Source organism: Corynebacterium sp. MSK008, assembly GCF_030232585.1.
Classification (GTDB): Bacteria; Actinomycetota; Actinomycetes; order Mycobacteriales; family Mycobacteriaceae; genus Corynebacterium.
Genome location: NZ_JASPJX010000001.1, coordinates 15,572 through 30,090 on the forward strand (window position 1 = coordinate 15,572; position 14,519 = coordinate 30,090).

Sequence of the window (14,519 nt, forward strand, 5' to 3'; positions counted from 1 at the left end):
CCAAAAGAGGGAAATGAGTTGGGGGCTAGTAGGATTATTCAAACTTTTTCGATTTCAACCAGTTTGCTCTAGTGCGTGAGGACAGAAGTGACATCACCGAAATACAGTCTGCTCATTGTTGGCGGCTGCGTTAGTCGCGACACGGTCGACCCTCTTCTAGGAAAGTCCCTTGAGCTCAAGCGGTACGTAGCACGTCAATCCTTCATCTCTGCCGGCACTGATGCAACGAAACTGGTTCCCAAAGTTGACCTGCGCAGTCAATTTCAGCGTCGAATGCTCGAAGCTGATCTTGCAGGCTCGCTATTTCGTGATGTCGAAGAAAATTCGGAAGTCGACTTGGTGCTGTGGGATTTGAATGTTGAACGGCTCGGCGCTTGGCAATTCGATGTGGACACGTTTGTTACAGACAGTGGTGAGTTCAGGCGGATGGAGAACTACAGCAGCATCACCACTGGTGTTCCCCATATCGACTTCGGCGAAGAGGATCACTTCCGAATCTGGAAGGAGCGATTCTTCCAGTTCAAGGACGTGCTCCAAAGGAACGGGCTAGTTGAAAAGACGCTACTGTTAGCTCCTGACTGGGCTTTGGTTGATGAAACTGGTGAGACTGTTGGATTGTTTGAGGCAGTCAAGGCTGGTGCGTATAACGCGATCTACCGGCGGTACTGGGACTTTGCGGAGGCAAACGGATTTGAGGTTCTGCGGATGCAAGATACAGTCGCTGATTCCAATCACAAGTGGGGGCCTGCGCCGTTTCACTACACTGAAGGCGTATATGACGTTTTCCGGGAAACCATAATGGGGAAATTGGCATAATGCCCATTCGCAGCATTCTGAAGTGCGTCGCCACTTGGTGGCCTTTTGAGTCGTTATACCGACGTGTGAGACCTGTGAAAACGAAGGTTTCGGCGTACCGGCAACGTGGTAGATCGTCTCGAGGAGCTGCCTTGGTTCCACGATTTCGCAGAATCGATGATGAGGTAACACCGTTTGGTAGGGGATACCTCATTTCTAGAGGTGAGGAGCCGCATTTTGTGCCTAGCGGGTGGGCACATCTTTCCATCCGTGACCTCGATCTCTGGCATGACGAGCGGTTGCCCGTAGAAATCTGTGCACCAGACGATTTCGAGTGGTCTGCGATCCTCATCGGCACAGCGATTGATTCAGATTTGCATTCGAGTAACCATTCCGAAATTTGTCGCAGGCTCATAGAAGCGGCGAGCAGCGGCTCGGGATTTCGGGCATTGGACGAGTATGTCACGTGGCTCGGAGGCAGGTTTGTAATTCTCATGGTCAACGGGGAGACCATGAGAATCTACGGAGATGCGACCGCAAGTCGGTCATGTTTCTGGGGCGTAACGGAGCGTGGTTTTGTCGCATCGTCACATTCGACCCTGACCGCCCGCGCTATCGATGTGGTGGCTACAGACAGGTCGCGTTCGTTTCTAAATCACCCTGATTACAAGAGCCCCGCTGGAAAGTGGCTGCCCGGAGCAATGGCACCGCACGATGCGGTCTCAATGATCACAGCCAACTGTGTCTTGACGGTGAATAAGAACGAGGCGAAGCATTCCCGGTTCTTTCCTTCGGAGGGCTACTCACCAAAGAGACGTGACGCGTTCGAAACAGCACGTCAGGTGGAGGAAGAGCTTAACCGCCAACTCGAGCTCGGATTAGATAGCAGAAAGCCTTTCTATTTCGGGTTAACCGCGGGCTGGGACTCGCGAGTGTTTCTCAAAGCGACCCTCGATCGACTGCATGCATTGAATGCAATTGCATTCACCTACCACTCCTTCGATAAGAACCCATCCCACTCCAGAAATGACCTGATAGCGGCTAGCCGCCTAGCCGTGGATTCTGACTTGCGGTTTTTGGTAATGGATTTGAAACCGTCCGATAAATCCAGTCGCTTCAGAAAAGCTTATGCAAAAACGTTTACAGGGTGGGCACGCTTCCCCGCATTGGCGGAGAACTTCTATAACGAACTTGACCATGACGGCCAGGTGGCGATTTTGCTAGGGCCAGAGGTAGGCACGGTTTTCTATCGTGAGAGGGATCCGTCGCTTCTGACTGCACGCGGCCTCGCTGCGAAGTTCACGCAGTCGTCCTTTGCAGAGAACACCGAATTGGTTCGCTATCTGGACTCATACATTAATTTCACTCAGCTTGAGATGAGTGAGCGCGCGACTTTCCACCCATTTGATCTCTTCTATTGGGAGAGCCGGTTGAGCTCGTGGGCTGCCGGAGGTTACGCGGAGTATGAAATGGCGTCCGATGTAATATTGCCTTTTAATACGAGGAGGATTCTCGTGCCGATGCTGGAGCAATCGTTTGAGGAGCGTCTGAGTAAGCGTGTCTATAAGATCATTTTGGATAAAATTGACCAGCAATAACGTTGAGTGTGTCCAACCCCGACTGTTAAAGAGGAAGTATTAGCGGCGTGGCAGAACAAGTACGACCGGTCGATGATTTCGAATCATCTGAAGACGTAGCTGATCAAGTTCGGCGATTGACCGTCGAACTAGAGGAGACCTGCGACGCTCTGCTCTATGAGATTGATCGGGATAGAAAACTCCTTGCCGGAATTCAAAAGCGAGATCGCAAGATTGCGGAACTAAAACAGCGAGTCCGCGTCCTAGAAAAGAAGCTCGGCGTCCCCGATGAAGAGCGCGCTGGCTTGCCATTCCTACCGGATTCTTTGCGTGGCAAAGACGTACCGCGGGGGGTTTTGCAGATTAAGAAAAAGTATTGGGCAATGAGAAGCACTTTTAGGAAGGCAAAGAAGTGAAGGACGCGGCTGTACAAAAGCAGTTAGATCGCCTGGCTGAGCTGGAAGCTAAAGCCGAAGCAACCAAGTCGGCGTCCCGGGACCTTCGTTCGTACACTCGCACACTGGCATACCGCGATGCTCTGTCGGGCAAGCACGCTTTTTTTGAACCCACTAATTCTCGCGACGCTTATGAACAGCGCGTGAACTTTTATGACAGCGAGTTTTCGCAACGACTGGACGAGATGTTGGCTGAGGCTGATTCCCTGCCATCAATAAGCCACCAGCGCTGGGACAAGCGTAGGAACGTTCGAATTGGCATCATCGCCGATAGATTTCTTTACGAATCGCTTCGAGTTGCGGCCGATTTCGTGCCTCTGACCCCAGAGAACTTGGACGAAGAGATTCCGACGTTGGACCTCCTGCTTGTGGTTTCCGCTTGGAGAGGGCTGGAGGACGAATGGCATGGGTTCGGTGGGGCGAACTCTGAAGGGCGTCGGCTTTTCTCCGAAAAGGCCGCTCCGCTTGCTCGGTCGCTTGACATCCCGATCGTTTTTTATTCGAAGGAAGACCCGCCAAACTTTGCGAAGTTCCTTGGTCTTGCGAAGGAAGCGGACTTCATCTTCACGTCCGCCGAAGAAATGGTGCCCAAGTACCAGGAAGCGGTGGGCGATGGAACACCGGTCGAGGCCTTGCGCTTCGCGGTCAACTTCGAGCGAACCAATCCCGTTGGGAGTGAGCGATTTGACGGTAACGATGTAGTTTTTGCGGGATCGTGGCTTGCGCACAAATATAAATCTCGTGCACAAGCGGCAAAGAAAATCTTTAAGGGGGTCCAGGATTCCCACCTCGACCTGTCGATCTTCGACCGCAATGCGGATTTGGAACAGAGCGATTTCAAGAGCGATCTATCCCGCTATAACTACCCAGATGACTTTCTTCCGCATCTGCGGAGACCGATCTCGCACGAAGACGTTCATCGCATTCAACGGCTTCTCCCCTTTGGGGTAAACCTGAATTCAGTTACGGCTAGCTCAACCATGTTCGCCAATCGCGTTGTAGAGCTGCTGGCGACCGGTACGACCGTTTTATCTAACTACAGCAACGGAGTGAATTCTCTTTACCCGTATGTTGCAATCGTCGATTCTGAGATAGACGCTCAGCAGTTCGTTGATAACTTGAGCACGGCGTATTTCCACTACGGGCGAGCAAGCGGAATCCGAGACGTATTCCTCAATGACACTGCCTTTGAACGAGTCGATCAAATCCTCGATGTGGTTGGGGTGTCGCACACCAAAACTGAGCATCGCATTCTCGTGGTCGCTGATGATGAGGAAAACTTCGCAGACTTCGTGGCTTCTCAGGACGGAGACTTCGACTTCGAATGGGTCAGACGAGATGAGCTTGCAAAAACACAAGGCAGCGAAGGCGGCGATGTCGTCGTCTTCGCTGACAACCTATCTCTCAATTCTCCTTTTTTGGTTGCGGACGCAGTTGCCGCTTTCCGCTACAGCGACGCCAGCGCAGTAGAGCTTTGCTCAGTAGATGACCCGCGGACTTGCTATGAATTCGTCGTGCCGGGGCCGAGATCGGCCCTGCAGGTTGTTTGGCTGGAGCCGGGGGAGACCTTTAACACCACCCCCATTGAGCGGGCGATTTTAGTGAGGACCGCTGCGGTTGCAAATACAGTAGTTTCTTCGCCGGAGGCAAAGGATCTGACAGTAATTGTGCCGGTCTACAACAACGGCCGATTCCTGATTCACAAGTGCTTCCAATCACTGCGGAGGAGCTCGGTATTCTCAACGGCGGAAATTCTTCTGATCGATGACGGGTCGACGGACAAGGAAACGCTTCATGCATTAGCTGTGCTTGAGCAGGTTTACGAGAATGTCTCAGTTTTCCGGTTCCCACCGGGGGGATCGGGTAGCGCTTCTCGCCCTCGAAATAAGGGCCTTGAGCTCGCGCGCACAAAGTTCGTTACTTACTTAGATCCGGACAACGAACAAGTGGAAGATGCTTACATCCAGCTTCTTGAGTTAATGCGCTCTGAGCCACTCTCGTTCGCACTTGGAAACATGGTGAAGTTCAAGGGAACTCGTAGCGTCATCAACAATTCTTGGCACCTCAAGAAGTCTCTTAAATCAGCTGGAATCAAACGAACTGGAGAAGGGATTTACCACCTCGGCGGCAACAACCGCGACTTACTGGCAACAGCCCAGTATCAGCCGATGAGTATTCAAGCTCTCATCGCTGATACGGCCTGGCTCCGCAGCACTGGTATTGAGCAGCCGGAGGGCGCTGTCGGGCAAGACTCATACTTTTTCCAGCAGATGCTGTATTACGCCGAAAACATCGCAGTCGTACCGACTCCGGTTCACGTCTACTATGCGGAGGTTGCCAACTCGACGGTGAACTCAATTTCGGCGAAGTTCTATAGAAAATACTTGCCACTGGAGAAGTCTCGATCATCCTGGTTGAAGGAGATCGGGCTCATCGACCACTACTCCGACACACGCTTTATGTCGTTCCTGGAAAAGTGGTACTTGGTGAAGCTGAAAGATGTTGTTGGCGAGGACCGCGCAGAGAGTATTTCACGTATTTATGAGATTGCTTCAATGTACGGCCCGCGTGTTACGGAGAACCCGCAGTTCCAAAGCTTGATGGCTGAAGCAGAAGGGGAAGCTTTCCAGTGAGCAGTGAGAATGATGATCTGAACGTTCAAATAGCTTCCTTGGCCACAAAGGAGCAGCCACGTTCGATCTCGCGACGTCACGATCCGTATGTCGGCGGATTCCTCCTGTCAGAAAATGACCTGGGAACGGTTGCAAAATTCACTAAACAAAAGCTTCCGAACGGGCTCTATTGGTGGAGCGACAATATCGTCGCAGAAGAGCTTGTGGAAGGTCTTGACCAAAGTTTCCTTTTGATTCGGGGGCACTGGGCTCTGACCTCACCCGGATGCGAGGATGGCCCTGCTGCCCGGTGCCTTCTTGAATCGGCGCAGTCCTCCATAGATGAGTTTCATGAGCAGTTGGAATACCTCAGTGGCAGATACGTCATTATCCTGTGTCTTGCAGGGCATACATACGTGTATAACGACACCCTCGGAGCGCGCACGGTCTTCTACTGCGAGAAAGATCGATTAGTGGCTTCGCACCTGCATCTCATAGAGGAAGTTGGTGCGTATGAAAAATACGAATTTAGTGGGGACATTCGCGAAGTACAGTGGGCTGCGGATTTCACGCCCCTAAAAGGGGTTTTCAACCTCCTCCCTAATTTCTTCCTTGAAATGCCAGAATTCAAAATTTCTCGGTTCTATCCGCGAGAAGAGAACAGATTCTGGGGCGTTGATAGAGAAGAAAAGTACCGCGAGATTGAACGCATCTGGCGGAGCTCTCAAGAGACCTACTTCAAGGCATTCCCAAACATTGCGTTTTCGATCAGCGGTGGAATAGATAGCCGACTAGTCCTCGCCATGGCAAAGCCATATTGGCACAAGATTAATGGTTATACCTACGGGCTGCCATCGCGTGGAAATAGCCGCACTGGAGGTACCTTTTACCGGCGCACAATGCTTGCGGACGATCGCATTGTCCGGAGCATCCTTGAATCGGTGCGATTCAAGGAACACACCTTTTTCGATGTAGCGAAACGGGCAGAGGTCAGCAGTGAATTAGCTGGACTGCTCCAAAAAAACACCTACGGTGAGCATGGGCAGCACTTGGTTGCTTCCTACCGCGAAAAGTTTTCGAATGGAAGCTGGCTGAACATTAGGGGAAACGGCATCGAGCTTGCGCGTATTGTTCATCTCGGTACAGGGTTTGACCGGCGGCTTTCCAACGCTCAGAGTGAGTTTCCGGATGATGTTGAAAAACGAATGAAAGTCCTGGGGTATAGCTCTAATCTTCATGGTTACGGCAAGCAGCTCATGATTTACTGGGAGCTGAGACACGGCAAGTGGCTCGGAGAGATCAACAACGAGCTCGATGCCGCGTTCGATACGTGGATTCCTGCCTCTAATCGACGGATCCTTGATTTGATGAGCTCGTTTGCTGAAGAGGAGCTCACCGAGGGGGTCGTTATCCGCGATCTGATCGACAGGAATGCGCCCGAGCTTAATTGGCCCCCGGTTAATTCATCGCAGACGCTCTACCGAGATTGGCGCGATTTGCGCTTTCCGGCATCCCGGATGCTCGGCAAAATTACCACATTCGACGGCAGGGGTAATCAGCAGGAACTCCAGCCCCTGGGTGAATCCAGGCTGTCGCAGTCCCAGGTAGGTTCCGGTGCGGGGATGCAGATTAAGTTTGCGCCAGTAACCGAGCCAGGGACGCTACTCTTCCGGGTTTTGGTGCCCTATGCCAGCGCTTCTGGGAAGGGCTATTTCAACTGGGGCGTCAAGATCAATGGGGAACAGCGTTTCACCATTGATGGAGCGGAAAAAGGTGTTCCGGTTAGCTTTTCGATCCACAATATTTCGCCAGAAGATGAGGTGATTGTAGAGCTGAACTTCCTGAAAAATGTCAAGGGGGCGGAATCCTGGTCGAGGGCAACTCGACTTCGGATCGAGGACTGTAAGCTATATCCCCACGATACAGGAGACGCCAGTCCGGAACTCAGGTCGGATTGGCCTAACACACAAAACCAACCGTGATAATCGTCAAATTGCAGTCTGTTTAGAGAAAGGTTCCAAGTTGAATAAGTCTGTTCCTGTAATCGCGCTTACTAAGTGTGGAATTGGAATCTTCGATCTTGACTGGTGGGTGCCTCGACTTGGTCTATTCAAGTCAGTAACCCTGCCGAGCGTGCTCCAGGCAGCTAAAGAATATGAGTTTCACTGGTTCATGCTGCTTGATGAAGACATGCCCACTGAAGCGCTTGAAATTTTGCGAGCTTCAATTGACGAAGCTGGTGGCAAAGAAAAGATTCATTTGCAGTTCGTTAGGACTTCGATTGAAGCGAACCGTGCCGGCTTGAATGCCGTTCGGTCGGTTGTAGGTGATGATCAACGGGCCCTCGTCATTCGAATCGATGATGATGACGCAGTGTCGCGCGATGCGTTCACTGCCGCCTTAAACTCAATTGAAGATCACGAACATCCTGCAGTGATTTCTCTGGCTGATGGATACATTTTTGATGCGCCCGGCGCCGCGTACGGTGATTGGACGTCTCCGAATCAGACCAGCAACACCTACTATTACGGAACCCTCGCTGAAGTCCGCCGGGTTATCTGGCACAACCACACGAAGGCACTCTTCAACGCAAAACGTTTCGGTTACCAGTCAAAGTCGGTCCTTGGAAAGGGAAGGCACTTCCTTTATACGGTTCACCGCCAAGCTGACGGATCCTACGAGGAACGCCAGCAGAGAATTCAGGACTGGTCCGCTGTAGGAGACCAGCTTGCAGACGAGTTTGCACTGGATATCGCAGGGTTGAACGAATGGCAGGAGTACCAGCGTACAGCGAAGCCTACGTTGGGATTGACGTGGCGTAGGTCCATGCCCGAAACCACTCGAATGCGGGAGCTGTTCTCTGAGATCGATAAGCTGAAACGCGAAATCGTTAAGACCAACAGCGCCATTTTCGATCCGAAGACCCCGTTCCTCTACTTGCTGGATCCGGCAGTTCCCCCGGCATCTGTCAAGAAGGGTAAAGTGCGTTTCAGGGGAGTGGCCACCCCCGGTACTCGGTTAAATCTGTCGGTAGCGGGCAGCAGCCTAAATTACAAGCTATTTAAGACGGTGGAGGTAGACGACCGCACCGGAGAATTTGATTTCCTCTGTGCCTTCAACTCAGCGGTGTGGAACCTGCGGCTGGAAGTGGTCGATAGGGGCACTGAAAAGGTGTTGAAAAAGTGGGAGTTTAAACTCACCGTGCGCTAAATCGAACCAACCCAGGATTCCCGGAGCCAGCGAAAAACAAACTTTGCGTGGCTCCGGGTAAGTCTATTGGTCTTCCTCCGTGCGTAAGCTTCCCAGATATTCATCGTGCTGATATACAAGTTCGGGACCAGTGCTTGCGTTGTCCGTTTGCAACGATGGCCACAGCATGTCCCACTGCCCACTCACGCGGACTGCCTTAAATAGCAACTCCTCCACGAGATCCCGAGAGGGTGGGTTGTGTCCTTTGCCATTAAAGAGCTTCAGAACATGAATCTGCTCTCTTTCCGGAATCTTTTCAAGGAAAGGAGAAAGGTGCAGCTCAACATGAGAGTCGCCCATTGCCTGCAAGTACAGAATGGGACGGGGTGAAACGTTCGAGTAGTAGTCGCACAGATTCCAGGTGATTGGAAGCCCTTCGAGAGCATCGGACTTCCAAGCGCGCCGTGTGAAGTTCAGAACAGCGGGCTCGAGATACTTAGCTATCGATGTCTGGGGATTGGCTGCAATCGGCAGTGCCCCATCAAAACAGCTGGCGTAGAAGAGCGCAGCGAATCCGCCTCCGGAGCCTCCATAGAAGATTGCGTGCCTGTGGCTTGCCATTGAACGAAAAACGGCATCCAACACAAGCGGTAGGTCTTTTTGTAGGGCACGGTTCCTGTCACCGGCGTACCAAGCAAGGTTTGCGCCGGTTTCGAGAGTTGAGTCCGACACAAGAACTATGTTTGCTCCAGTTGTGCGCCCCACATTGATGCCGGTGAACACAGGAAGCGTGATCTTTTTCGCAGGGATAGAACCGTGAAAGAACACGATTGTGGTATCCGCAAAATGATCTTCAATGAAGATTTCTAGGAGGCCATTGCCGTAAGCAATCTGGTGGATCCCGTTACGGACTGCTTTGGATCCGAAATCGGTGATGCCTTCGTGCTGAAACACGTTTGCCTTGTAGCGTTTCGCGTTACGTGGGTATGCGCTCATTAAATGCTCTCTCAGTGTGGCCAGCCTTGAGCTACCTAAAGATCGAGGGGTGATTTGTGCTCAATACTAACCAAGCCCATGTCGAGGTCTGTACTAGGAGTTCCGGGATGCTGGAGCGGCCATCCGCCCCAAAGCGTGGATTCTCCACCCGGCATTGCGCCAGGGATTGATGCCGAGGACGTTGCGGCCGTCGATAAGCAATTGCTTGTCGACGAGCTCCGCCGCCCACACCGGATCCATCTCCTTGAACTCCTGCCATTCGGTGGCGAGGATGACCAGCTCCGCGCCGCGCAGGGCGTCTTCGAGGCTGACGGCGTAGTCGAGGGTGGGAAACACCTTACGGGCGTTGTCCATGCCCTGCGGGTCGTAGACGCGCACGGATGCGCCGGCAAGGTTGAGCTGGCCGGCCACGGCGAGCGCGGGCGAGTCGCGCACGTCGTCCGAGTTCGGCTTGAACGCGGCACCGAGCACGGTGATGTTGCGGCCGATAACGCTGCCGAGCTCCTCGCGCGCCAGGTCGATCACGCGCTGGCGGCGACGCATGTTAATCGCGTCGACCTCGCGGAGGAAGGTCAGCGCCTGGTCGGCGCCGACTTCGCCGGCGCGCGCCATGAACGCACGGATGTCCTTGGGCAGGCACCCACCGCCGAAGCCGAGACCTGCGCCGAGGAACTTGCGGCCGATGCGGTCGTCGTAGCCGATGGCGTCCGCAAGCTGGGTCACGTCCGCGCCGACGTTCTCGCAGACCTCGGACACGGCGTTGATAAACGAGATCTTTGTGGCCAAAAACGCGTTTGCGGAGACTTTCACCAGCTCCGCAGTCTGCAAATCCGTCACGATGAACGGGGTGTCGTTTTCCAGCGGGGTGGCGTAGACCTCGCGGGCGATCTCCTCGGCTCGGGAGTTCTCGGCGCGGTGGCCGAGCACGATGCGGTCCGGCTCGATGGTGTCTTTGACCGCGTAGCCTTCGCGGAGGAACTCCGGGTTCCACGCGATCTCGACGCTGGCTTTGTTTCCGTGCTCGGCGGCGAGTGTGTCGGCGCGCTCCTGCAGCGCGGCGGCGGTGCCGACCGGGACAGTGGACTTACCCAGGATCAGGTGCTCGCCCTCGAGCTGGGGCACCAGGTCGTCGATGACGGCCTCGACGTATCGGGTATCGGCAGCGTAGGAGCCGCGCTGCTGCGGGGTGCCGACCCCGATGAAGTGCACGTTGGCGAAGGCGGCGGCTTCGGCGTAGCTCGTCGTAAAGCTAAGGCGCCCTGCCTCGATGTTGCGCTCGAGCACCTCGGGCAGGCCCGGCTCGTAGAACGGCACTTTGGAGTTCTTCAGTGCCTCGATCTTGGTTTCGTCAACGTCTACGCCCAGCACCTCGTGGCCTAGTTCAGCCATGCACGCCGCGTGCGTCGCCCCGAGGTAACCAGTGCCAATCACAGTCATCCGCATAGCAATCAAGTCTACAACTAGGGTGACATCAGGAATCACTTGTGCGAAAACAGTGCGGTCTTTGGCCATTGTCAGCGTCGGCTTCAGTGCAGCGGGCGTTGAATGGGGGAGGGTAGTGCAGCAAAAGAACTGCTAATAGACTACCTTTTCAATGAAACCTGGCTGCGAATTAGGTCGTAGCCGACGTTGCGATAACAGAAAGTTATTCAAAGATGCTAGGCGCAAAACCAAACCTGGCTTTTCTGAGTCAGTTCGACGAGATGACACTTATCCTCGATGAGGAGTTATCTTTTGGAGATCGCGAATTCGCGGTCGCTTTCAGCTTTTTTGACGATAAGGGTTGTGAGCTACCTAGCTCCGCGATCGATGCGGCCTATTCTGACGGCCTTGGTGGCTACTTCCGATACCTGAAGCCGAGCTTAGGCCAGCTTGGTAGCGATGCGGTTAAGCCAATTCACTTGCGGCTTCCGGCGGCGAGCGCGCGAGTGGAGATTCGCCCTTGGAAGAACAAGAGTGCTGATGCAGCGAGAGACATGCAAAGGCGTGTTTATGTGTGCGTTAAATCTTCCGACAATGACAGAGTGTGGACAAGGAGGATTGGCAGCAAATGAGTGTCTCGGTAATTCTGCATTCGCTTCCTAGCGATAGCGACACGTGGAGTTCCTATATCGACCACTTCCGTCAGATCCCGGGAGTTTCCGAGTGTCGCCTCACCTTAACCGAAGCGTCTGATTTGGACCCATCGCTAATATTCTCTTTCGCAGACGAATTTTTTAGGTTCGAGTACCTCGCGGAGCCGCTTAATGATGCGCAGAGACTGAACCAAACTGCTGCCACGGCTTCTGGAGAGTCACTTCTGCTGCTGGAGGCGCCGTATTGGATCACCGGGGAGTACGGTGATGACTGGCACGAACTACGAACGCCGAGAACCGTCCGCTCTGTAGCAAGACGCGTCTCGCATTCGACTCACGCAGGCCAGTCTGTTGCACTCTCAAACACACTGCCTATTGCTGACGATGCTTTAGGGTCAGCGTTCATCATCGGGAGAGATCATTTCCTGGAAATGCGTGGCTACGACGAACGTGACGAGGTCAGTGGTGCGCTGGGGTTTGACTTCCTGTTGAGGCAACGTCGCTGTGGCTTAATGGTTGAAGCGTCATCGCTCGACGATGGGCCAGTTGCCGTGAGCTGCGAAGCACCGGAAAAGCTCAACAATGAAGCGGAAATTAAACGCGCGGTCCTTCAAGATCTGACCATCTTCAGGAACTTAGAGTCTTGGTCGGTTCCGGCTGAACAACGAAAGCCGTTGATCACGGTCGCCATCGCGACGAAGGACCGAGGACCGATGCTGATCGAGAGCATTAACTCGGTTCGCTATCAAAGCTTTCAGGAGTTTGAAATCATCGTCGTAGACGATGGGTCGGCGGATCAAGCAACAGTGAAGCGGTCCGTTGAAGATTTGGACGATCCGAGAATCAAGTTTTACGAGCACACAGAGAGCCGTGGGGTTGCCGCAGCGAGAAACACTGCTGCAAAGTACTCGCGTTGTCTATACACCGCAGTGCACGACGATGACGACATTATGCTTCCGGACCGTCTGCTCGACGGCCTTCGGCCGTTGAGCAGCGAAGTTGACGCTACTTATGGTAGCTGGATCAACTTTGACCATGAGACAGGTGAGATGCGGGGCTTTCTTACCAAGACTGGCTTTAGTGAAAACATGATTGCCTTCAATGGCGCGGGCCCCGGACATAGCACTTGGACCGTGCCCACTCGACTGGTCCAAAAGTTTAAGTACGACGAGCGTCTGACTTCGTCGGTCGACCACGAACTGGCTTCGCGCCTGATGAACGCTGGCGTCCGCTGGCAGCACGTGGAGAAATTCATGTATCTCCGCAGGGTGCATGACCTCCAGATCACGGCGCAGGATACAGATAACCAGAAGGCTGGGCATACCCTTTCGAAGCTCGCCAATAGGTTCCTGACATCATCCCGAGGGTTTGAAGCTATGGCGGAGCTTGGGCGCGGTCTTCCATACCCCAAAACGCCGGGGTCGAAGCCCCTTAGCCCGCTTTTTGCGGGGTACCTACCGGACCACTTGGTAAAGCGTGACATCGTCTTCAGCGGCAATACGGTTACCAAGTCACGGGTGGCTGACACGCCGCATCGAGTTTCAACGATCCTGACTGAGCGGGACCTTCTCACCGGGAAGGCCGTTGTGGAAGAAGGTTCGATTGAAGATGTGAAGTTTGAGGACTTCGTCGCGTTCCGCCAGCTCGGCGTGGCGGATTTCACGGTGAAATCGCATCTTCGGAATGACGAGGAAGGGAAAGCTCCCGAGGGTGATGACAATGCCATCACCGATGAGGGTGCGATTCGCTCGCGCGTACGGGATATGGTGATGAACCGTATTGATGCGACGGTTACGAGGATCCAAATCGCTGAAGAATCGAAGCTGCATTTTGTACTGGTCTTCTTTGAAGACGGTTTGAAGGGGTCTGAGGACGATTTGGTCGAGGGGAACCCACAGGTCGTCCGAAGGGTCATCTGCACAGGTCAATTCGGTGTCAACACGACCGCGTATCTTCTCGGGTACTCTTCACTGCCCCTTGCCATCCAGGCTATGGATACGTTGACTGAACGTTGCGATAGTGCCGACGTGCTATTGATGGACGAAGATCCACACGAATTCGTTCCAGCACTGCGACTGGAGCAATTCCACGCTGCAGTGGTTGATTCGGAAGACGATTCCGGTTTGGCCGGGGAGTAGATATGCGCATTGTTTTTGAGAACGAACTGAACGGAAAATTTTCCCTTCGCCAGGAGGCTGAGACTGCAGGCGACATTGTTAGCTTCCCTCGTGAATTTCTAGCGGACGTCACGCTTCTCGATGCACAACCGTCGAATGCTCTCTTGGCCGCGATGATTCTGTTTCAAATTTCCGAGGAGAGTGGCGTGCTGACTGTGCCTCCTGCGACTACGCAACTTGATCGCACGCTACGGCGTGTTCTGGGGGAGCATTCACCTCAACTCACTGTGGACCCCTTGTTATCGGTGACGCCGGAAAGCCACACGCAGCTGCTGGTAGGGGAATACCGAGAAGGCAAGGTGGCAGTTCAGCCAGATGGCAAAGGACGCAATGTTCTTGTGCAGTACCTAGACAGCGCACGCTGGACTGGAAAGCTCTTTTCCGTAGATAGGGTTGTCGTCGCGGCGAACGTCTCGGCGTTCGACGAGACGAGGCTGAGCCCGACCGCGTTTAGGGTTGCGCTTGGTCTTTTGCTGGCAGGCGATTGGAAATCTTCGACCTTAATCGTCGAGGAATCTGGCGATGAGGAAGGCCTGTTCTCTACCGCCATGATGCAGGAGCTGTGCGCTGCGATCGGTGTGCGTCTTCTATTCGTTGACGGGCACGAGATGGAAGGGATGTTACAAGATGGCCAAGCGTAGGA

10 protein-coding genes are annotated in these 14,519 nt (G+C 53.8%); 8 read left to right on the forward strand and 2 right to left on the reverse strand.

Annotated features, from left to right (window positions below):
• The first annotated feature begins 75 nt into the window (after positions 1-75).
• From QP996_RS00090 to QP996_RS00115, 6 genes are all read left to right on the forward strand, one after another.
• Positions 76-816 (forward strand): DUF6270 domain-containing protein, encoded by a 741-nt coding sequence (locus QP996_RS00090; RefSeq protein ID WP_284870584.1) that lies wholly within the window; start codon positions 76-78, stop codon positions 814-816.
• A 218-nt stretch (positions 817-1,034) separates the two neighbouring features.
• Positions 1,035-2,393 carry a hypothetical protein gene (locus QP996_RS00095; RefSeq protein WP_284870585.1) on the forward strand — a complete coding sequence of 453 codons (1,359 nt, stop codon included), beginning with the start codon at positions 1,035-1,037 and terminating at the stop codon, positions 2,391-2,393.
• 47 nt (positions 2,394-2,440) lie between these two features.
• Complete coding sequence (locus tag QP996_RS00100; RefSeq protein WP_284870586.1) at positions 2,441-2,788, forward strand: hypothetical protein; 348 nt, start codon at positions 2,441-2,443, stop codon at positions 2,786-2,788.
• Positions 2,785-5,460: a glycosyltransferase family 2 protein gene (locus QP996_RS00105; RefSeq protein WP_284870587.1), complete on the forward strand. Its 2,676-nt coding sequence runs from the start codon at positions 2,785-2,787 to the stop codon at positions 5,458-5,460. The genes QP996_RS00100 and QP996_RS00105 overlap by 4 nt, the downstream gene beginning before the upstream one ends.
• Positions 5,457-7,421: a hypothetical protein gene (locus QP996_RS00110; protein WP_284870588.1), complete on the forward strand. Its 1,965-nt coding sequence runs from the start codon at positions 5,457-5,459 to the stop codon at positions 7,419-7,421. The genes QP996_RS00105 and QP996_RS00110 overlap by 4 nt, the downstream gene beginning before the upstream one ends.
• Positions 7,422-7,461: 40 nt before the next feature.
• Complete coding sequence (locus tag QP996_RS00115; protein ID WP_284870589.1) at positions 7,462-8,649, forward strand: glycosyltransferase; 1,188 nt, start codon at positions 7,462-7,464, stop codon at positions 8,647-8,649.
• Positions 8,650-8,712: 63 nt separating this feature from the next.
• Here QP996_RS00115 and QP996_RS00120 read toward each other — a convergent pair whose 3' ends face one another.
• Both QP996_RS00120 and QP996_RS00125 read right to left on the reverse strand, forming a co-directional pair.
• Entirely contained in the window at positions 8,713-9,624 is a 912-nt protein-coding gene (locus tag QP996_RS00120; protein WP_284870590.1) for a hypothetical protein, read from the reverse strand.
• A 93-nt stretch (positions 9,625-9,717) separates the two neighbouring features.
• A complete protein-coding gene (locus tag QP996_RS00125; protein ID WP_284870591.1) occupies positions 9,718-11,067 on the reverse strand; it encodes a UDP-glucose dehydrogenase family protein in 1,350 nt (449 codons plus the stop codon).
• Between the two features lie 583 nt (positions 11,068-11,650).
• Here QP996_RS00125 and QP996_RS00130 point away from each other — a divergent pair.
• A complete protein-coding gene (locus QP996_RS00130) occupies positions 11,651-13,837 on the forward strand; it encodes a glycosyltransferase family 2 protein (protein WP_284870592.1) in 2,187 nt (728 codons plus the stop codon).
• A 2-nt stretch (positions 13,838-13,839) separates the two neighbouring features.
• Positions 13,840-14,517, forward strand: coding sequence for a hypothetical protein (locus QP996_RS00135; RefSeq protein ID WP_284870593.1), 678 nt, complete (start codon positions 13,840-13,842; stop codon positions 14,515-14,517).
• Positions 14,518-14,519: the final 2 nt, after the last annotated feature.